Annotated in this window: 18 protein-coding genes and 1 tRNA gene; 11 read left to right on the forward strand and 8 right to left on the reverse strand. The window is 73.3% G+C overall.

The features are described 5' to 3' along the window. Positions 1-1,545 (reverse strand): potassium/proton antiporter, encoded by a 1,545-nt coding sequence (locus tag ACIQE0_RS13795; RefSeq protein ID WP_402331575.1) that lies wholly within the window; start codon positions 1,543-1,545, stop codon positions 1-3. Between the two features lie 187 nt (positions 1,546-1,732). Here ACIQE0_RS13795 and ACIQE0_RS13800 point away from each other — a divergent pair, with 187 nt between their 5' ends. Continuing rightward, complete coding sequence (locus tag ACIQE0_RS13800; RefSeq protein ID WP_402331378.1) at positions 1,733-4,543, forward strand: penicillin acylase family protein; 2,811 nt, start codon at positions 1,733-1,735, stop codon at positions 4,541-4,543. Positions 4,544-4,633: 90 nt separating this feature from the next. On the opposite strand, the gene ACIQE0_RS13805 is transcribed toward ACIQE0_RS13800, so the two are convergent. Then, positions 4,634-5,245, reverse strand: a complete 612-nt coding sequence (locus ACIQE0_RS13805) for a 5-formyltetrahydrofolate cyclo-ligase (RefSeq protein ID WP_366329955.1) — start codon at positions 5,243-5,245, stop codon at positions 4,634-4,636. A gap of 80 nt (positions 5,246-5,325) precedes the next feature. On the opposite strand from ACIQE0_RS13805, the gene galU reads away from it, so the two are divergent. The 7 genes from galU to ACIQE0_RS13840 all read left to right on the forward strand — a co-directional run bounded on the left by galU (position 5,326) and on the right by ACIQE0_RS13840 (position 10,617). Then, a complete protein-coding gene (galU, locus tag ACIQE0_RS13810; RefSeq protein ID WP_384099578.1) occupies positions 5,326-6,228 on the forward strand; it encodes a UTP--glucose-1-phosphate uridylyltransferase GalU in 903 nt (300 codons plus the stop codon). A 4-nt stretch (positions 6,229-6,232) separates the two neighbouring features. After that, positions 6,233-7,555: a gephyrin-like molybdotransferase Glp gene (gene glp, locus ACIQE0_RS13815; RefSeq protein ID WP_402331383.1), complete on the forward strand. Its 1,323-nt coding sequence runs from the start codon at positions 6,233-6,235 to the stop codon at positions 7,553-7,555. A 105-nt stretch (positions 7,556-7,660) separates the two neighbouring features. Beyond that, on the forward strand, positions 7,661-8,143 hold the full coding sequence (moaC, locus tag ACIQE0_RS13820; protein WP_366329958.1) for a cyclic pyranopterin monophosphate synthase MoaC: 483 nt from the start codon (positions 7,661-7,663) through the stop codon (positions 8,141-8,143). Further along, positions 8,140-8,640, forward strand: coding sequence for a molybdenum cofactor biosynthesis protein B (locus ACIQE0_RS13825; protein ID WP_384099584.1), 501 nt, complete (start codon positions 8,140-8,142; stop codon positions 8,638-8,640). The genes moaC and ACIQE0_RS13825 overlap by 4 nt, the downstream gene beginning before the upstream one ends. Positions 8,641-8,654: 14 nt before the next feature. Continuing rightward, entirely contained in the window at positions 8,655-9,278 is a 624-nt protein-coding gene (locus ACIQE0_RS13830) for a GNAT family protein (RefSeq protein ID WP_366329960.1), read from the forward strand. Between the two features lie 152 nt (positions 9,279-9,430). Beyond that, positions 9,431-10,468 carry a hypothetical protein gene (locus ACIQE0_RS13835; protein ID WP_402331387.1) on the forward strand — a complete coding sequence of 346 codons (1,038 nt, stop codon included), beginning with the start codon at positions 9,431-9,433 and terminating at the stop codon, positions 10,466-10,468. 76 nt (positions 10,469-10,544) lie between these two features. Further along, positions 10,545-10,617, forward strand: a tRNA-Ala gene (locus ACIQE0_RS13840). A gap of 81 nt (positions 10,618-10,698) precedes the next feature. Here the strand turns inward: ACIQE0_RS13840 and ACIQE0_RS13845 are convergent. Both ACIQE0_RS13845 and ACIQE0_RS13850 read right to left on the reverse strand, forming a co-directional pair. Further along, positions 10,699-11,970 carry a glycosyltransferase gene (locus ACIQE0_RS13845; RefSeq protein WP_402331390.1) on the reverse strand — a complete coding sequence of 424 codons (1,272 nt, stop codon included), beginning with the start codon at positions 11,968-11,970 and terminating at the stop codon, positions 10,699-10,701. Between the two features lie 124 nt (positions 11,971-12,094). Then, positions 12,095-12,886: a MerR family transcriptional regulator gene (locus ACIQE0_RS13850; RefSeq protein WP_402331392.1), complete on the reverse strand. Its 792-nt coding sequence runs from the start codon at positions 12,884-12,886 to the stop codon at positions 12,095-12,097. A 289-nt stretch (positions 12,887-13,175) separates the two neighbouring features. Here ACIQE0_RS13850 and ACIQE0_RS13855 point away from each other — a divergent pair, with 289 nt between their 5' ends. Both ACIQE0_RS13855 and ACIQE0_RS13860 read left to right on the forward strand, forming a co-directional pair. Next, a complete protein-coding gene (locus ACIQE0_RS13855; RefSeq protein ID WP_366329964.1) occupies positions 13,176-13,649 on the forward strand; it encodes a hypothetical protein in 474 nt (157 codons plus the stop codon). A gap of 78 nt (positions 13,650-13,727) precedes the next feature. Then, positions 13,728-15,062, forward strand: a complete 1,335-nt coding sequence (locus ACIQE0_RS13860; protein WP_402331395.1) for an ATP-binding protein — start codon at positions 13,728-13,730, stop codon at positions 15,060-15,062. A gap of 56 nt (positions 15,063-15,118) precedes the next feature. Here the strand turns inward: ACIQE0_RS13860 and ACIQE0_RS13865 are convergent, their stop codons facing one another. The 4 genes from ACIQE0_RS13865 to ACIQE0_RS13880 all read right to left on the reverse strand — a co-directional run bounded on the left by ACIQE0_RS13865 (position 15,119) and on the right by ACIQE0_RS13880 (position 18,161). Next, positions 15,119-15,511, reverse strand: a complete 393-nt coding sequence (locus tag ACIQE0_RS13865) for a GntR family transcriptional regulator (RefSeq protein WP_366329966.1) — start codon at positions 15,509-15,511, stop codon at positions 15,119-15,121. 136 nt (positions 15,512-15,647) lie between these two features. Beyond that, complete coding sequence (locus ACIQE0_RS13870; RefSeq protein ID WP_402331398.1) at positions 15,648-16,637, reverse strand: ABC transporter permease; 990 nt, start codon at positions 16,635-16,637, stop codon at positions 15,648-15,650. After that, a complete protein-coding gene (locus ACIQE0_RS13875; protein ID WP_402331401.1) occupies positions 16,634-17,578 on the reverse strand; it encodes an ABC transporter ATP-binding protein in 945 nt (314 codons plus the stop codon). Before ACIQE0_RS13875 ends, ACIQE0_RS13870 begins: the two co-directional genes overlap by 4 nt. 100 nt (positions 17,579-17,678) lie before the next feature. Continuing rightward, a complete protein-coding gene (locus ACIQE0_RS13880; protein ID WP_366329969.1) occupies positions 17,679-18,161 on the reverse strand; it encodes a GNAT family N-acetyltransferase in 483 nt (160 codons plus the stop codon). Between the two features lie 82 nt (positions 18,162-18,243). Here ACIQE0_RS13880 and ACIQE0_RS13885 point away from each other — a divergent pair, with 82 nt between their 5' ends. Continuing rightward, positions 18,244-19,047: an exodeoxyribonuclease III gene (locus tag ACIQE0_RS13885; RefSeq protein WP_366329970.1), complete on the forward strand. Its 804-nt coding sequence runs from the start codon at positions 18,244-18,246 to the stop codon at positions 19,045-19,047. Positions 19,048-19,074 lie beyond the last annotated feature (27 nt).

Below are 19,074 nucleotides of genomic sequence, written 5' to 3' on the forward strand. Positions count from 1 at the left end.
TCATCCGGCCTCGCGGCGCCGGGGGCGCCTGGCCGCTCCTTCCTGGGGCTGCCGCTCCGTACCGGTGCCCAGCCAGCCGGCCAGCTTGCCGCCCTGGGACACCGCCTGGAGCCGGCGCTCGGCCGCGTCCCGCACCGGGTCGGTGGCGACCACCAGCAGTTCGTCGCCGCGCCGCAGCACGGTCGTGGGGGAGGGCACGAAGCTGGTGCCGTCCCGCACGACGAGGGTGACCGCGGCGCCCGCCGGCATCCGCAGCTCACCGACCTCGACGCCGTGCATCCGGGAGGTGGGGCCTATCGCCGTGGACAGCAGATGGCCGCGCAGCCGCTCCAGCGGGGCCGACTCGATGCCCAGGTCGGCGGCCTCCTCGCCGTCGCCCAGCCGCAGCCGCCGGGCCAGCCAGGGCAGCGTCGGGCCCTGGATGAGGGTGTAGACCACGACCAGCACGAAGACGATGTTGAAGACCGTCTCGCTGCCGGGGACGTTGCCCACCATCGGGATGGTGGCCAGCACGATCGGCACCGCGCCGCGCAGCCCGGCCCAGGACAGCAGGGACTTCTCCTGCCAGGGCACCCCGAAGGGCAGCAGCGAGGTGAAGACGGACAGCGGGCGGGCGACGAGCGTGAGGATCATGCCGATGAGCAGCGCCGGCACGATGTCGTCGAGCAGGTTGTGCGGGGTGACCAGCAGGCCGAGCAGGACGAACATGCCGATCTGGCCGATCCAGCCGAGCCCCTCGGCGAAGCCGCGGGTGGCCGGGGCGTGCGGCAGCTTGGCGTTGCCGAGGATCACCGCGGCCAGATAGACGGCGAGGAAGCCGGAGCCGTGCGCCAGCGCGCCGACCGCGTACGCGGAGATCGCGATGGCCATCACCGCGATCGGGTAGAGGCCGGAGGCGGGCAGCGCCACATGCCGCATGCCGTACGCGCCCAGCCAGCCGATGGCCAGGCCGATCGCCGCGCCGATGGCCAGCTCCAGCGCGATCTCGCCGAGCAGGACGTACCAGTGCTCGACCGGTCCGGCGGTGGAGAAGGCCACGACGAGGATGACCACGGGGGCGTCGTTGAACCCGGATTCGGCTTCCAGGACACCTGTCAGGCGGGACGGCAGCGGGACGCTGCGCAGGACGGAGAAGACCGCCGCGGCGTCCGTGGAGGACACCACCGCGCCGATCAGCAGCGCCTGGCGCCAGTCGAGTCCGGCGAGGTAGTGCGCGCCGGCCGCGGTGACTCCCACGCTCACCGCGACGCCGAAGGTCGAGAGCATCGCGGCCTGCGGCAGGGCCGGTTTGATCTCTTTCCACTTCGTGCCCAGGCCGCCCTCGGCGAGGATCACCACCAGGGCGGCATAGCCGAGGAGTTGGGTCATCTTGGCGTTGTCGAAGACGACGCCGCCGATGCCGTCCTGCCCTATCGCGATGCCTATCCCCAGGTAGATGAGCAGGCTGGGGAGCCCGCTGCGCGAGGAAACCCGTACCGCCGCGACCGCGACGAGCAGTACGAGTGAGCTGATCAGCAGGAGTTCGTTGAGGTATTCGACAGACAGGAGCTGATCCTTCCTCGCACCCTGGTCGGGATGGGCCGGTTGTCCTTACCGTATCTAGTTACTGACTCTAACAATTTACCATTGCTTGAAAGTTTAATGTGCTCGGCGGTGACTCCGCGTAGGGGTCGTCAAACTGGTGCGCCTATGGTTGCTCCAGCACTCCCACCCTGCCCCTCGAAGGACAGAGATGCCCGCCAACAAGTCCGGTCCAGCCCCCAAAAAGAAGAAGGGGCGGCGTGGCCGCCTCGTCGCGTTCACGGTCGTGCTGCTGCTCGTGGCGGGCATCGGCTTCGGCGCGTACTGGGGTGTGAGCACCGTCCGCGCCTCGTTCCCGGAGACCACGGGGGCGCTCAAACTCCCCGGTCTGACCGACCCGGTGGACGTCGTCCGGGACGCCAACGGCGTCCCGCAGATCTACGCCGACACCGACGAGGACCTCTTCCGCGCCCAGGGCTACGTCCAGGCGCAGGACCGCTTCTGGGAGATGGACGTCCGCCGTCACATGACGGCCGGCCGGCTCTCCGAGATGTTCGGCGCGAGCCAGGTCAAGACCGATGAGTTCCTGCGCACCCTCGGATGGCACGAGGTGGCGCAGAAGGAGTACGACACCAAGCTCTCGGCCACCACCAAGAAGTACCTCCAGGCGTACTCCGCCGGCGTCAACGCCTACCTCAAGGACCACCAGGGCTCCGCGCTCTCCCTGGAGTACGCCGCGCTCGGCTTCACCAGCGACTACAAGCCCGACGCCTGGACCCCGGCCGACTCGGTGGCCTGGCTCAAGGCGATGGCCTGGGACCTGCGCGGCAACATGCAGGACGAGGTCGACCGGGCCCTGATGGCCAGCCGGTTCACCCAGAAGCAGATCGACGAGCTCTACCCGGGCTACCCGTACCAGCGGAACCGGCCGATCGTCGCCGGCGGCAACGTCGACCCGGTCAGCAAGGAGTTCGACCCCAAGGCCACCGGCGGCGGCATGGCGCCGGGCACCGGCACGGGCACCGGTACCGGCACGTCCAACGGCACCGGGGCGCCCAACGGGACGGGCACGTCCACGGGGGCGGGCACCGGCACCGGCCAGGGGACCGTCCACGGCGCCGCCGCCGGGGTCCAGGCGCAGCTCTCCTCGCTGTCCAAGACCCTGGAGAAGGTCCCGGCGCTGCTCGGCCCCAACGGCAACGGCATCGGCTCCAACTCCTGGGTCGTCTCCGGTGAGCACACCACCACCGGCAAGCCGCTGCTCGCCAACGACCCGCACCTGGCCCCGCAGATGCCCTCGCTCTGGTACCAGATGGGCCTGCACTGCCGCACCACCGGCCCCAAGTGCTCCTACAACGTCGCCGGCTTCACCTTCTCCGGGATGCCCGGCGTCATCATCGGCCACAACCAGGACGTCTCCTGGGGTATGACCAACCTGGGCGCCGACGTCACCGACCTCTACCTGGAGAAGATCAACGCCGACGGCTACCTCTTCGACGGCAAGCAGGAGCCCTTCATCACCCGCCAGGAGACCATCAAGGTCGCCGGCGGCGCGAGCCGCAAGATCACCGTCCGGTCCACCAACAACGGCCCGATCGTCTCCGACCGCGACGACCAGCTGTCCGGCGTCGGCAAGAGCGCCCCGGTCACCGACGGCGCCCCCGACCGCGGCGACGGCTACGCCGTCGCGCTCCGCTGGACCGCGCTGACCCCCGGCAAGTCCATGGACGCCGTCTTCGAGCTCAACCGCGCCAAGGACTGGACCGACTTCCGCAAGGCCGCGGCCGACTTCGAGGTCCCCTCGCAGAACCTCATCTACGCCGACACCAAGGGCAACATCGGCTACCAGGCCCCCGGCAGGATCCCGGTCCGCGGCAAGGGCGACGGCTCCACCCCGGCGCCCGGCTGGGACCCGGCCTACCAGTGGAAGGACTACATCCCGCAGAGCGCGCTGCCGTACGAGTACAACCCCAAGCGCGGCTTCATCGTCACCGCCAACCAGGCCGTGGTCAACGAGAAGTACCCGTACCTGATCACCAAGGACTGGGGCTACGGCGCCCGCAGCCAGCGGATAAACGACCTGATCGAGTCCAAGATCAAGGACGGCGGCAAGGTCTCCACCGACGACATGCAGACCTTCCAGCGGGACAACAGCAGCGAGATCGCCCGGCTGCTGACGCCCTACCTGACGAAGATCGACATCAAGGACAAGTACGTCCGCGACGCCCAGCAGCTGCTCAACGGCTGGGACTTCACCCAGGAGCCCGACTCCGCCGCGGCCGCCTACTTCAACGCCGTCTGGCGCAACACCCTCAAGCTCGCCTTCGGCAACAAGATGCCCAAGGAGCTGCGCGTCCAGGGCCAGTGCCTCTACGTCCGCCCGGCCGGCGACACCGGTCCGGCCGACGCCCAGAACAAGCTGGTCCGCGAGTGCGGCGAGCGGGCCGGCGACGCCGCCCAGCCCGACGGCGGCGACCGCTGGTACGAGGTCGTCCGGAACATCCTCGACGACCCGAACAACGCCTGGTGGCAGACCGACGACCGGCCCGGCCACCCCGGCCTGAAGAACCGCGACCAGCTCCTGGCCCAGGCCATGAAGGACGCCCGCTACGAGCTGACCTCCAAGCTGGGCAAGAACATCGACCACTGGGCCTGGGGCCGTCTGCACCAGATGGACCTCACCAACCAGACCCTCGGCAAGGAGGGCCCCGGCTTCCTCCAGAGCATGCTCAACCGCGGGCCCTGGAACCTCGGCGGCGGTGAGGCCGCGGTCGACGCCACCGGCTGGAACGCCGCCGGCGGCTACAAGGTCACCTGGGTCCCGTCCATGCGGATGGTGGTCAACCTCGCCGACCTCGACAAGTCCCGCTGGATAAACCTCACCGGCGCCTCCGGGCACGCCTACCACGCCCACTACTACGACCAGACCGACAAGTGGGCCAAGGGCGAACTGCTGCCCTGGGCGTTCAGCGAGGCGGCCGTGAAGAAGGCCGGCAAGGAGACGCTGACCCTGTCGCCGTAAGGGCGGCGGAAGCACGCGAACGCCGTCGGGCGGACCGGAACTCTTCCGGTCCGCCCGACGGCGTTTCACGTGAAACCGCGCCCCGCGGCGTCAGCGGCGGAAGCGGTGCACCCCCGACGGCGTCACCGCGGCATGCACCCGCCGGTCGTGCGGCTCGGCCGGGACCTTCTCCAGCACCTCGTCGTCGTGGAGCAGCACCACCAGCGAGGTGTGCCTCCCCGACCGCTCCAGGCGGGCCAGCACCCGGTCGTACGAGCCGCCGCCGCGGCCCAGCCGCAGCCCGGTCCGGTCCACCGCCAGTCCCGGCAGCAACACCACGTCCGCCTGTGCGACGGCCTCCGGGGTCAGCCGCGGACCGGCCGGCTCCCGCAGCCCCCAGCCCGCCGGTACCAGGTGCTCGGCGCCCTCGTACACGGCCCAGTCCAGGTCGTTGTCGGGCAGCAGCACCGGCAGCAGCACCCGCACCCCGGCCGCCCGCAGCGCATCCAGCAGCGCCCGGGTGTCGGGCTCACCGCCGATCGAGACATATCCGGCGACGGTCAGCGGGGCGTCGCCGGCGGGCGCCGCCCGCAGCTCGTCCAGCTCCCGCACCCGCCGGGCCAGCGCGGCGCCCCGGGCCGCGACGACCTCGGCCGGCAACGCCCTCCTCACCTCCAGGAGATCCCGTCGCAACCTGCGCTTTTCCTCGTGCTCACCGCTCATCGTGGGCCTCGCTCGGGCTCTCATGATCTGTTCACCGGGCTCTCATCATCGGCCCGGCCGGGACGGTTAGGGTGGCGCGCATGACCCCATCGCATGCACGGATCAGCAAGGCTGTCATCCCCGCAGCAGGGCTCGGCACCCGGTTCCTGCCGGCGACCAAGGCCACCCCCAAGGAGATGCTGCCGGTCGTCGACAAGCCCGCCATCCAGTACGTGGTGGAGGAGGCGGCCGCGGCCGGGCTCTCCGACGTCCTGATGGTGACCGGCCGGAACAAGCGTCCCCTGGAGGACCACTTCGACCGCAACTACGAGCTCGAAGAGGCACTGCACCGCAAGGGCGACGGCTCCCGGCTCGCCAAGGTCCAGGAGTCCAGCGACCTTGCGACCATCCACTACGTCCGCCAGGGCAACCCCAAGGGCCTGGGGCACGCCGTGCTGTGCGCCGCGCCCCACGTGGGCGACCAGCCCTTCGCGGTCCTCCTGGGCGACGACCTCATCGACCCCCGCGACCCCCTGCTGCGCCGGATGATAGAGGTCCGCGAAGAGCACGGCGGCTCGGTCATCGCCCTCATGGAGGTCGATCCCGCCAGCATCCACCTCTACGGCTGCGCGGCCGCCGCCCCCACCGCCGACGACGACGTGGTCACCGTCTCCGACCTCGTCGAGAAGCCCGAACCGGCCGAGGCGCCCAGCAACCTCGCCATCATCGGCCGCTATGTCCTGGACCCGGCCGTCTTCGAGGTGCTGCGCAAGACCGACCCCGGCCGCGGCGGCGAGATCCAGCTCACCGACGCCCTCCAGGAACTGGCCGCCCACCCCGAACTCGGCGGCCCGGTGCACGGCGTGGTCTTCAAGGGCCGCCGCTATGACACCGGCGACCGCGGCGACTATCTGCGTGCCATTGTCAGACTGGCATGCGAACGTGAGGACCTGGGCCCCGACTTCCGGGCCTGGCTTCGCAGTTACGTCACCGAGGAGATGTAGGACGTTGAACGGCTCCACCGGCCAGACCTCCCCATCGGACCGCCTCTGGTCGGTGGCCGAGCACCTCGACGACATCCTGGCGCGGCTCCGGCCGCCGGCCCCGGTCAGGCGGCAACTCCTCGACGCCCAGGGCTGCGTCCTCGCCGAGGACCTCACCGTCCCGCGGCCGCTGCCGGGGTTCGACAACAGCTCCATGGACGGCTACGCGGTCCGCGCCGCCGACGTCGCGGCCGCCACCGAGGAGGCCCCGGCCACCCTCGCCGTCCTCGGTGACGTCGCCGCCGGCAGCGGCGCGCTCCCCACCGTCGGCCCCGGCCGGGCCGCCCGCATCATGACCGGCGCCCCGGTGCCGCCCGGTGCCGACGCGGTGGTCCCCGTCGAGTGGACCGACGGCGGCACCGGCCAGGGGCCGGCCGCCACCATGCGCGCCCACAGCGCCGCGCCGCAGGACGCCGCCGGCGAGGTCCGGGTGCACCGCCCGGCCACCGCCGGCGCCCACATCCGCCGGGCCGGCAGCGACGCCGGCGCCGGCGAACCGGCCCTGTCCGCCGGCACCGTCCTCGGCCCCACCCAGCTCGGCCTGCTCGCCGCCCTCGGCCTGGACACCGTCATGGTCCACCGCCGCCCCCGGGTCGTGGTGCTCTCCACCGGCAGCGAACTGGTCCCGCCCGGCGAGCCGTTGGGCCCCGGCCAGATCCACGACTCCAACAGCTTCCAGCTCACCGCCGCCGCCCGCGAGGCCGGCGCGCTCGCCTACCGCGTCGGCGCCGTCGCCGACGACGCCAAGGCCCTGCGCACCGCCCTGGAGGACCAGTACGCCCGGGCCGACGTCCTGGTGACCAGCGGCGGCGTCAGCGTCGGCGCGTACGACGTCGTCAAGGAGACCCTGAGCGACCTCTCCGCGGAGCACGGGCGGGTGGAGTTCCGCAAGCTGGCCATGCAGCCCGGCAAGCCCCAGGGCTTCGGCCTGATCGGCCCCGACCGCATCCCGCTGCTGGCCCTGCCCGGCAACCCCGTCAGTTCCTACGTCTCCTTCGAACTGTTCGTCCGCCCCGTGATCCGGACGCTGATGGGCCACCCCGAGGTGCACCGCCGCACCGTCCGGGCCCGGGTCACCGCGCCGTTGGGCTCCTCGCCCCGCGGCCGGCGGCAGTTCCTCCGCGGCGTCCACGACCCGGTGGCCGGCACGGTCACGCCGGTCGGCGGCAGCGGCTCCCACCTCATCAAGGCCATGGCCCACGCCGACGCCCTGATCGTCGTCCCCGAGGACGTCACCGAGGTCCCCGCCGACGCCACCGTCGACGTCATCCCGCTCGGCCCCCGCTGACGCCCGCCCGGAAGCACCGGTTCCGGGCAGCCCCGTGACGCGTGCCCTCTCCGGCCCGGGGGTACGGTGTCGTCCCACAAGGCGGCAGTACGGACCGGGAGAACGATGAGCAGCGGTCAGCAACACCTCACCCACCTCGACGCGGCCGGCGCGGCCCGGATGGTCGACGTCTCGGAGAAGGACGTCACCGCCCGGACCGCCCGCGCCAGCGGCCGCGTCCTGGTGGCGCCGCGTGTCGTCGAGCTGCTGCGCGGCGAGGGCGTCCCCAAGGGCGACGCGCTGGCCACCGCCCGCATCGCCGGCATCATGGGCGCCAAGCGCACCCCCGAGCTGATCCCGCTGTGCCACCCGCTGGCGGTCTCCGGCGTCGCCGTCGACCTCGCGGTCGCCGACGACGCCGTCGAGATCACCGCCACCGTCAAGACCACCGACCGCACCGGCGTGGAGATGGAGGCCCTGACCGCGGTCTCGGTCGCCGCGCTCACCGTCGTCGACATGGTCAAGGCGGTCGACAAGGCCGCGGTGATCTCCGACATCCGCGTCGAGGAGAAGTCCGGCGGCAAGTCCGGCGACTGGAGCCGGCAGTGACCCCCGCCCGCGCCCTGGTCGTCACCGCCTCCAACCGCGCCGCCGCCGGCGTCTACGAGGACCGGGGCGGCCCGCTGCTCGTCGAGGGGCTGACCGCCATGGGCTTCGCGGTCGACGGCCCCCGGGTCGTCCCCGACGGCGACCCCGTAGAGGCCGCCCTGCGCGACGCCGTCGCCGCCTCCTACGACGTCGTCCTGACCACCGGCGGCACCGGCATCTCGCCCACCGACCGCACCCCCGAGGCCACCCGCCGGGTCCTGGACCACGAGGTCCCCGGCATCCCCGAGGCGATCCGCGCCGCCGGCCGGGCCAAGGTCCCCACCGCCGCGCTCTCCCGCGGTCTGGCCGGGGTCGCCGGCCAGACCCTGATCGTCAACCTCCCCGGCTCCACCGGCGGGGTGCGCGACGGCCTGGCCGTCCTCGCCGACCTCCTGCCGCACGCCGTCGACCAGATCCGCGGCGGCGACCACCCCAGCACCTCCGGGAGCCCCAGCTGAACACGCCCTGGCCGGTGGTCCTGACCGACGGAGACGTCTCCCTCCGCCCCATAAAGCTGCGCGACCAACGCCCCTGGCGCGAGGTCAACCGCCGCAACCGCGACTGGCTGCGCCCCTGGGAGGCGACCGTTCCGCCGCCCCCGCCGGGCGTCCCGGTGCCGCACCGCCCCACCTTCCGGCAGATGGTCCGCCATCTGCGGGCCGAGGCGCACGCCGGCCGGATGCTGCCGTTCGTCGTCGAATACCGCGGCCGGCTCGTCGGACAGCTCACTGTGGCGGGTATCACCTGGGGCTCGATGTGCTCGGGCCATATCGGTTACTGGGTCGACCGGGAAGTCGCCGGCCGCGGGGTGATGCCGACCGCGGTGGCGCTCGCCGTCGACCACTGCTTCGGCACCGTCGGACTGCACCGCATCGAGGTCTGCATTCGGCCGGAAAACGCCCCCAGTCGCCGCGTGGTGGAGAAACTCGGCTTCCGCGAGGAAGGCATCCGCCCGCGCTACCTCCACATCGACGGCGCCTGGCGCGACCACGCCGTTTTCGCGCTGACCGCCGAAGAAGTGCCGGAAGGGCTCCTCGGTCGCTGGCACCGTCGGAAACCGGGCACGTCCGATCGCTCCGACACATCCCACAAATAAAAAGCGTGTTCGAATTACTTCGCCGTACCCTGCGCATTCACCACAACTTCATCGCAACAATCACAAAAAAAGTTCGAGATATCAGCCAGATCGTGCGACACACCGGCCCAATTGGCGGATGGCCCCCTGCAAACCCCTCTACCGTGTGAGTTGTGAGAAGCAGCGGCCTCATCTACGCAGTCATCGTCGGGGCCTGGGCCGCCTATTTGGTGCCGATGTGGCTCCGTAGGCAGGACGAGCTCAACGAGGCCCGTCCCACCGAGCGCTTCAGCACGGCCATCCGGCTCCTGTCCGGGCGCGCGGCCATGCAGCGCCGCTACGACCGGGAGCACGGGGCGTGCCCCGCCGACGATGCCGGCGACGAGCGGGACCCGGACGCCGCCGACGACCCGGCCGGCGCCCGGTCCTTCGGCGATCCCGAACCGGCCCCCGCACTCCCCGACGTCCTCCCCGCCCGCGCGCAGGTCGCCCCGCTGCGGCCCTCGCTCGCCGAGCGCACCAAGCGCGCCAAGGTCCTGGCCCGCCGCCGGCGCACCATCACCGTGCTGTTCCTCGCCTTCACCGCCGGCGCCATCGCCGCGGCCGTCGGCGGCCTGCCCTTCCTCTGGACCCCCGCCGTGCCCGCGGCGCTGCTCACCTCCTACATCATCTATCTGCGCGTCCAGGAGCGCCGCCGCTTCACCTTCACCATGGACCAGCGCAAGGCGGAGGCGGCAGCGCAGCGGCTGCGGGAGGGCCGGCCCCGCCCTCGCCAGGCGGCCGACCAGCCGCCCGCCGCCGACCACCAGCCCGACGTCCGCGCTGACGCCGAGCCCGCCCCGGAGCCGTCCCGTCCGGCGGCGCCCGTGCACACCTCCGGCGCCCGCGCCCTCGTCGAGCAGACCGACCACGCCGAGTGGGTCGACCAGCAGCGCGAGCGCTCCCGCCCGGCCACCGGCAGCTGGGAGCCCGTCCCGGTCCCGCTCCCCACCTACGTCACCGCCCCGGTCGCCCCCCGCGCCACCAGCCACGTCGACCTGGACGCCGACGACGCCTGGAGCTCCGCCCGCTCCAGCTCCGTCCCCGAGCGCCCGCGGCCCGACGCCGCCGCCCAGGACCGCCCCACCAACCCGGGCCGCCGCGCCCGCGGCCGCACCCCGCTCTTCGACCAGTACGAGGACGAGGATCGCCCGCGCGCGGCGAACGAGTGAGGCACGTCCCACTGACCAGCACCGGAAGCGATTTCCGAGCACGGCGAAGGTGATGCTAGAGTTTCACTCGTCGCAAGGGCCTGTGGCGCAGCTGGTAGCGCACCTCGTTCGCAACGAGGGGGTCAGGGGTTCGAGTCCCCTCAGGTCCACCGCGTAGTTGAAGCCCCCACCGGGAGATCCGGTGGGGGCTTTTGCGTGTGTGGGGGAGGTGGGGTTGACGGGGTGTGGGGTCAGGGGAGGAGGAGGCGGTCGAGGGTGTGGAGGGCCTTGGTGGGGCCGTCTTCGGTGGTGAGGTCGTGGGCGGCGGATTGGGCGTGGGTGCGCAGGGGCGGGGTGGTGGTGGCCTCGGTGAGGGCGGTGGCGAGGCGGGTGACGGCGTCGTCCAGGGGGAGTTTGCGGGTGAGGGCGGTGAAGGGGAGGGCGGGGGTGGCGGCGCCCAGGGAGGCCAGGCGGGCGGCCCAGAAGGGCTGATCGGCGGTGAACGGGACGGGGACGGACGGGATGCCGGCGCGGAGGGCCGCGGCGGCGGTGCCCGCGCCGCAGTGGTGGACGGCGGCGGCGAGGCGGGGGAAGAGGAGGGCGTGGGGGAGGGGGGTGGTGAGGGTGAGGATGTCGTCGGAGGGGGACGGGGCGGTGAGGGCGGCGTTGCCGGAGAGAAGGATGCCGCGGAGGCCGGCGCGGCGGAGGGCGCGGACGGCGAGGGTGGCGAGGCGTTCGGTGTCGGTGGTGGACATGCTGCCGAAGCCGATGGAGACCGGGGGCGGGCCGGCGGTGAGGAAGTCCTCTACGTGAGAGGGGAGTTGGGCGTCGGGGGCGTGGTGGGGCCACCAGTAGCCGGTGATGTCGAGGCCGGGGCGCCAGTCCGCGGGGCGGGGGACGAGGAGTTCGCTGAAGCCGTGCAGGACCGGCCAGTTGGCGGCCTCGGTGCGGCGGCGGACCGTACGGGCGGTGGCGGGCGGCAGGCCCAGGCGGGTGCGCAGGGCGCGGACGGCGTCGGCGTGCAGGCGGTCGACGACGCGGAGGGCGAGGCGGCCGGCGGTGCGGTTGCCCCGGCCGCCGAGTGAGCGGCCGCCGCTGACGACCGGCGAGAACGCGCGGGTGGGCGCGGTGGGTTGGAGGTAGACGCCGGCGGACGGGATGTCCAGGGCCTCGGCGAGGTGCCAGCCGAGCGGGGCCGTGGTGGTGGACAGCAGGAGCAGTTCGGTGTCGGGGCCGGCGGCGTCGGCCATGCCGTCGCCGAGCTGTCCGATGAAGGTGGCGGCCCGGCGCATCAGGGCGCGGCGGGTGGTGGGGGTGCCGGCGGTGGACGGGTCCGCGGGGCCGGTGGCGCGCGGGTCGGCGGGGAGGCTGCGGAAGCCGAGGCCGGCGGCGCGGACGAGCGGGGCGTAGGTGTCGTGGGTGGCGAGGGTGACCTCGTGGCCGGCGGCCCGGAGGCGGGCGCCGAGGCCGGTGTACGGAGCGATGTCGCCGTGCGAACCGGCGGCGGCGAGGAGGACGTTCATGGCGGGGCCTCGGGGTCAGGGGGTGGTTGTGGTCGGGGGTGATTGGCGGACTGCGTCGGTGTGGACTGCGGGGCGCGGGTATGGCGCGAGGCCTGGGTGTTGTTCGGTGGGTGGGGCCTCGGGGTCAGGGGGTGGTTGTGGTCGGGGGTGATTGGCGGACCGCGTTGGCGTGGATCGCGGTGCGTAGGTAGGGCGCGAGGCCCGGGCGTTGTTCGGTGGGTGGGACGAGCAGGGCGAAGGCGCGGGGGTCGGCGGCGAAGTCGTCGGCGATCCGGCCGTGCATGTCGGTGGGGCAGGGGGTGAACCAGCGGGTGAGGTGGTGGCGGTGCTCCTCGGCGAGGTCCATGGCCCGCTCGCCGTCGGCCGGTTCGCCGGCGTCGAAGGCGGCGATCAGGCGGGCCCGCCAGTCGGCGGCCTCGGCCATGATCTGCGCCCAGTCGGCCTTGGAGTGGGTCGCGGCGCGGGCCATCGACTGCCGGTAGCCCTCGCTGTGCCGCCACTTCCGCTCGGCCTCGGTGGCGTAGGTGAGATCGAAGGCGATCTCGCCGAAGACCTCGAAGCGCTCCTCCGGGGTGAGGGGGACGCCGGTCTGCTGGACCTCCATGGCCTGCTCGGCGACCTCGACCAGGCGCCGGAGCCGGGTGATCTCCTCGGTGAGCCGGCGGTGCCGGGCGCGGAGCTGGTCGAGGGCGTTGGCCTGGGGGTCCGCCAGGATCGTGGCGATCTCGTCGAGCGGGAAGCCGAGTTCCCGGTAGAAGAGGATCTGCTGGAGGCGGGCGAGGTCGGCGTCGCTGTAGAGGCGGTAGCCGGCGGGGCTGCGCTCGCTGGGGCGGAGCAGGCCGGTCTTGTCGTAGAGGTGCAGGGTCCGGATGGTGACCCCGGCGAAGGCGGAGACCTGACCTACCGGGTATCCCATGGGAGCGCCTTTCGGGTGCGGGTGGGTGGCGGCACCGTGCGGCCGCCGGTCGCGGGCCGCCGCGCGATGCCGATCAAGGGTGCGGCCTGACGTTGGGTGAGGGTCAAGACACGGGTAGGGAGGGGGCGGGGGCTGGGGTGCCAAGGGGGGCGTCGGTTCGAGGGGAGCGCCGTTACATTTGTCGGGAAACAGGAATGCGCTCTTGTGTGCGCAAAGCGGTACATCCCTGTGCACGCGGGGTGCATCCGGTGCGCAGGACCGCCCGCCCGTCCGTCCGCCCGAGGGATCCGTGAGACCAGCGACCGTCATCGCCGAAGCCGTCGGCGCCGTGCTGCTCACGGGAGCGCTCTGCGTCGCGCTCGCGGGGTGCGGCGGGCCCCGGCCGCTGCTGCGGGACGAGGGGCCGGCGGTCGCGCCGTCCGCGCGGCCCGGGCGGACCGGGCCGGTCTACGCGGCGGACAACGCCGGACGCCCGTTGCAGCGCCCGGCCGCCCTCCCGCTGGGCGACACGGCGCGGCTGACGGGGCTGCGCTGGGAGTCGTGGGGCGGCCCGACGGCGGTGGCCGCCGGCGGGCTGGTCGGGGACTGGTGCGCGCCGCAGTGCGTCCGCACGCCGTACCGGGTCAAGGTCACGCTGAGCGGGCTCCAGCGGCAGCCGGGGTTCGCGTACTACTCCAGTGCCGGGGCGGTCGCGCCCGCGCTCCGCGGGGAGAAGGCCGCCGAGCTGGGGCGGGTGAGTCTGCACCTGCCCGACGTCGACTAGCGCGGCGTCCGGGAGGGGCGGGACGCCGGAGACGGGCGGGACGGGCCGGAGGACGAGAGGAACGGGAGAAGGGAACGGATGGGGCTGCGCGCCAAGATAGGCATCGCGATCTCCGCCACCGCGGCGGTGGTCGTGGTCCTCGTCGGTGTGCTCGTCCACCATCACACCGTCAACGCGCAGCTGGACCTGGCCGGCCACTCCCTCGACGGCCGGTTGCAGACCACCGCCCAGGACCGGGCGGCCGGGATCGTCACCGGGCGGGGGCTGGTCAACCCCCGCGACCTGCCGCGTCCCCTCAAGGCACTGGTCGAGCGCGGCCGGCGGGGCGTCTATCTGGAGCTGAGCGGCCGGACGCCGTACCTGTGGGCGGCCACCAGGATGGGCCCGGACATCGTCGCGCTCAAGCGCCCCTACGACCGGGAGCAGCGGACCGTCGCGGCGCTGGACCGGATGCTGTGGGTGGCCGGGGCGGCCGGGACGGGGCTGGGCTGCGTGGTCGGGCTGCTGGTCGCGCACCGGCTCGGGCGGCGGCTGACCGCGTCCGCCGCGACCGCCCAGCGGATCGCGGAGGGCGATCTGGGCGCACGGCTGCCGCGCACCGGGAACGACGAGATCGCACAGCTCACCTCGGCGGTGAACACCATGGCCGAGGCGCTCGCCGGGCGGCTGCGCGCCGAGCGCGACGTCACCGCCAACATCGCCCACGAACTGCGCACCCCGGTCGCCGGGCTGGTCACCGCGGCCGGGCTGCTGCCGCCGTCCCGGCCCGCCGAGATGGTCCAGGAGCGGGCCGAGCGGGTGCGCGGGCTGATGGAGGACGTGCTGGAGGTGGCGCGGCTGGACGCGCGTAGCGAGGAGGCGGACCGGGAGGTGCGGCCGCTGGGGGAGCTGGTGCGGCGCGCGGTCGCGGCGGCGGCCGGCCAGGGCGCCGGGCCCGGGGGCGGGACGCCGGCGGGTACCGGTCCGGGGACGGGCCGGGCGGCCGCGGACGGGGCGATAAAGGTGCGGATGGTGGCCGACGGGCTGGTGGAGACCGATCCGCGCCGGGTCGAGCGGATCCTGGTCAACCTGATCAGCAACGCCCGGCGGCACGGTGCGGCGCCGGTGACCGTCGAGGTCGACGGCGGGGTGATACGGGTGCGGGACAGCGGGCCGGGCTTCCCGGAGGCGCTGCTGACGCACGGCCCCCAGCGGTTCCGCACGGGCGGCGGCCGGGGCGGGACGGGCCTGGGCCTGGGGCTGACCATCGCCGCCGGGCAGGCCCGGGTGCTGGGGGCCGGGCTGGGCTTCACCAATCCGCCCGGGGGCGGGGCGGAGGCCGCCGTCGATCTGCGGGGGGCGCTGTGCCCCGAGGCCGACGGGGAGGCCCGGGGCGCGAAGACCCCGGCGGGGGAGCCGCGCGGCGGGGCGTGAGGCCCGCGTCCCGGCCCCTGGGCAGGCGCCGTCGCGCCAGGGCGGATGCCCCGCGCTCACCCCTGCGGGAAGCGGTCCTCCAGGACGGAGTTCAGCAGCGCCCGGACGTCCTCGCGTTCCAGACCCCCGGCGCGGGCGCGCTCCATCCAGCCGCGCAGCTCCTCGCGCAGCACGGCGTCCGCGGCCGAGTCCGGGCGGGCCAGGGTGCGGCTGACGAACGTGCCCAGGCCGGGCCGGGGCTCGACCAGGCCCTCGCGCTCCAGCTCGCGGTAGGCCTTGAGGGTGGTGTTGGGGTTGACCTTGGTGGTGGCGGCGACCTGCGCGGCCGTGGGCAGCCGGTCGCCCTCCACCAGGATGCCCAGCCGCAGCGCCTGCTGGACCTGCTGGACGATCTGGAGGTAGGTGGCGACGCCGCTGCGGCGGTCGATCCGGAATTCGACGGCGCTCACCTCCTCTCCTCGGTGCCCGGTGCGGTGCCGTCGGTGCGGGCGGCCCGTCCACCGGTGCCGCGCTCGCCGACCGCTCGATGATCGGGCCGCCCGCGGCGGCTGTCAAAGCGCCCGCCGCGGGACCCCGGTCCGCCGTTCAGAGCGGCCGCCGGCGGGCCTGCCACACCACGAACGCCAAGGCCACGGCGGTCAGCACCAGCAGGATCGCCGCACCGCGCCACTGCATGCCGGGCATCTGGTCGAAGGACAGGTACTGGGTGACGTTGTTGACGATGCCCATTTTGGCCCGGCAGGCGTCGGGGTGGGCGTCGTGGACGCAGGTGCTGAAGCCGAAGAGCCGGCCGTCGGCGGTGCCCACCCAGTCGTCCATCCGGACCGCGTCGGGCGCCAGGTCGGGGCCGTCGCCGTGGAAGGGGGAGGTGATGCTGTGCAGCGTGCCCAGCGACGGCAGCACCCGCTCGCCCCAGATGACGCTCACCCCCACGGCGACGACCGCGGTCGCCACCATCGCCGGGATCATGCGCTTGAGCAGCTTGCCGATGACGATGCCGCAGGCGGTCAGGAACAGGGTCTCGGCGACCAGCACCGGGCCGGTGACGTCGAACGGTCCGCTGTTCAGCCAGTCGCCCCCGACGACCAGGGAGTGGGCGGGCGTCCAGAGCCACTGGAAGACCACCGACAGCAGGGTGGTGCAGGCGGTCACGATCGTCAGCGGGAGGGCGAGCGTGGTGGCGAGCCAGCGGCCGCGGCTCACCGACTGGGTGGTGACCAACTGGAGGGTGCCGCGCTCCAGTTCGGCGGCGATCAGCGGGGCGCCCAGGAAGACCGCGACGACCGTCGGCACCTGCTGGAGGAACTGGAGGTCGCCGTTGAACGTGGAGGCGAACCTGGTCTGGAACTCCTCGTGGAGCGTGTCCGGGCCGGCGCCCGTGCTCCCCAGGAAGCCCATCAGCCCGATCCGCTGGTACGAGAAGATCGCACAGGCGGCGAGGGTGACCAGGATCCCGGTGAGCAGCGCCGCGTGGTGCCGGCGCCAGACCACCCAGGCGGTGCCGCGCAGCGGGCCGGAGGCGGTCAGGGGGCGCGGGGCGCTGTCGGCCCCGGGGCGTGTGGTGGCGGTGGTCATGCCGCGGTCTCCTTCCGGGCGTCGTCCATGATCAGGGCGGGGGACTCCGGGGAGCGCATGCAGGCCAGCAGGATCTCCTCCATGCTCGGCGCCATCACGTCCCAGTCGGTGCCGCCGTCGGCTGCCGTGCCGGTGAGCGGTCCGGCGGGGCGGACCAGGGCGCTGAACTGCCGTCCGTTGACGCGGGAGTCGACGACGGTGTGCCGCGCGGTCAGCTCCCTGGGCACTCGGCCGTCGACGGCCCGTCCGGTCACCAGGGCGTGCGCGGGCACCAGGGCGTCGGTCGGGCCGGCCATCCGCAGCCGGCCGCCGGCCAGGACCAGGAGGTGGTCGCACATCTCCTCCACCTCGGACAGCAGGTGGGAGGACATCAGGACGGTGGTGCCGTGCTCGGCGACCTCGGCCATCAGCAGGCCGGAGAGCTCGTCGCGGGCCAGCGGGTCCAGGTCGGACATCGGCTCGTCGAGCAGCAGCAGCGCGGGGCGCTTGCCGAAGGCGAGGGCGAAGGCGACGCGGGTGCGCTGGCCGCCGGAGAGCGTGCCGACCCGGGCGGTGAGCGCGATGTCGCCGGAGCGGACGATGCGCTCGGCGACCGCCTGGTCCCAGTGCGGGTTCAGCTCGCGGCCGAGCCGGAGCATCTCGCCGACCGTGAAGCGCGCGTAGAGCGGCTTGTCCTGGGCGAGGAACGCGACGCGGGCCTGCACGGCGGGGTCGTCGATCGAGACGCCGTTCAGTCGCAGGGTGCCGGTGGACGGCTGGATCAGACGGGCCGCGAGGCCCAGGAAGGTGCTCTTGCCGGCGCCGTTGGGGCCGACCATGGCGCAGACGCGCCCGGCCGGGAGGCGGAAGGAGCACTCCGTGAGCGCCCACCGCCGGCGGTACTTCTTCCCCAGGTCCTCGGCCTCGATCGCCCAGGGGCCCGGGCTCGGGTCGTCGTGCACGCTGAAACCCCCCTTTCACTAGTTCATTAGTGGAATGAGTATGGAGAGTGGTCCGGGACCTGTCAACGCGGGAGTGTCCGGCCGCCCCGGACGGGGGCGGCTACTCGGCCTTGACCAGCGGTTTTGCCATGCAGCGGCTGGATTCGTAGGTCCGGTAGTAGCCGAACTTCTCGACCAGCGCGTAGCCGCTGGAGGCGTAGAGGGAGAGCGCCTCGGGCTGCTCGGTGCCGGTCTCCAGCACCATCCGGCGGCGGCCGGCGGACTGCGCGTCGGCTTCGAGGGCGGCCAGGATCCGCCGGGCCAGCCCGCGGCCGCGGGCCTGCGGCACCACGAACATCCGCTTGATCTCGGCGTCGCCCAACGCGTAGCCCTCGGCGGTGTCGTCCTGGACCCGCCAGCCGCCGGTGGCCAGCGGCCGGCCGCCCTCGTACGCGATCAGGTACAGACCGTGCGGCGGGAGGAACATCTCCGGCGCCAGCGGTGTCAGGTCCCCGTCTCCGTAGCGCAGGGCGTACTCCTGCTGGACCTCCGTATCGAGGCGGACGGCGTCGGGGTGGTCGTAGCGGACGGGGCGTATCTCCATTCCTGGAAGCGTACGGAAATCCCGGGCCGGACGGGAGGCGGCCGGGGACGGGGCGACGGCGCCCGGCGGGTAGGGTGCCGGGATGCTGACCGTGACCTCTGTGAACGTGAACGGGCTGCGGGCCGCGGCCAAGAAGGGCTTCCTGCCGTGGCTGGCCGGGACCGACGCCGATGTGCTGTGCCTCCAGGAGGTGCGGGCCGAGACCGCCCAGCTGCCCGAGGAGGTGCGGGAGCCGGCCGGCTGGCACACCGTGCACGCCCCGGCGGCCGCCAAGGGCCGGGCCGGTGTCTCGCTCTACACCCGGCGGGAGCCGGAGCGGGTGCAGATCGGCTTCGGGTCGGCGGAGTTCGACGACAGCGGCCGGTATGTGGAGGCCGACCTGCCCGGGGTGACGGTCGCCAGCCTCTACCTGCCCTCCGGTGAGGTCGGCACCGAGCGGCAGGACGAGAAGGAACGCTTCATGGCGGAGTTCCTGCCGTATCTCGTCGGGCTGCGCGAGCGGGCGGCGGCGGACGGCCGCGAGGTGGTCGTCTGCGGCGACTGGAACATCGCCCACCAGGAGGCCGACCTGAAGAACTGGAAGGCCAACCAGAAGAAGTCCGGATTCCTGCCGGAGGAGCGGGCCTGGCTGTCCGCGGTGCTGGACGCGGACCGCGGCGGCTATGTGGACGTCGTCCGGGCGCTGCACCCGGAGACCGAGGGGCCGTACTCGTGGTGGTCCTACCGCGGGCGGGCCTTCGACAACGACGCCGGCTGGCGGATCGACTACCACCTGGCCACGCCGGGCCTGGCGACCCGCGCCGCCAAGGCGCACGTGGAGCGGGCCGCGTCGTACGACCAGCGGTGGAGCGATCATGCGCCGGTGACGGTGGTGTACGGGGCGTAGGGGCCCCGGTGCGTGCCGCCCGGTGAA

The organism is Streptomyces sp. NPDC093097, assembly GCF_044754325.1.
Classification (GTDB): domain Bacteria; phylum Actinomycetota; class Actinomycetes; order Streptomycetales; family Streptomycetaceae; genus Streptomyces.

Excerpts from the sequence above, each read along its gene's own strand:
- ACIQE0_RS13845 (WP_402331390.1), bottom strand. The coding sequence starts at position 11,970 with ATGAACGTCCTCCTCGCCGCCGCCGGTTCGCACGGCGACATCGCTCCG.
- ACIQE0_RS13870 (WP_402331398.1), bottom strand. The coding sequence starts at position 16,637 with ATGACCACCGCCACCACACGCCCCGGGGCCGACAGCGCCCCGCGCCCC.
- ACIQE0_RS13800 (WP_402331378.1), top strand. The coding sequence starts at position 1,733 with ATGCCCGCCAACAAGTCCGGTCCAGCCCCCAAAAAGAAGAAGGGGCGG.
- galU (WP_384099578.1), top strand. The coding sequence starts at position 5,326 with ATGACCCCATCGCATGCACGGATCAGCAAGGCTGTCATCCCCGCAGCA.
- ACIQE0_RS13880 (WP_366329969.1), bottom strand. The coding sequence starts at position 18,161 with ATGGAGATACGCCCCGTCCGCTACGACCACCCCGACGCCGTCCGCCTC.
- moaC (WP_366329958.1), top strand. The coding sequence starts at position 7,661 with ATGAGCAGCGGTCAGCAACACCTCACCCACCTCGACGCGGCCGGCGCG.
- ACIQE0_RS13885 (WP_366329970.1), top strand. The coding sequence starts at position 18,244 with ATGCTGACCGTGACCTCTGTGAACGTGAACGGGCTGCGGGCCGCGGCC.
- ACIQE0_RS13860 (WP_402331395.1), top strand. The coding sequence starts at position 13,728 with ATGGGGCTGCGCGCCAAGATAGGCATCGCGATCTCCGCCACCGCGGCG.
- ACIQE0_RS13850 (WP_402331392.1), bottom strand. The coding sequence starts at position 12,886 with ATGGGATACCCGGTAGGTCAGGTCTCCGCCTTCGCCGGGGTCACCATC.
- ACIQE0_RS13805 (WP_366329955.1), bottom strand. The coding sequence starts at position 5,245 with ATGAGCGGTGAGCACGAGGAAAAGCGCAGGTTGCGACGGGATCTCCTG.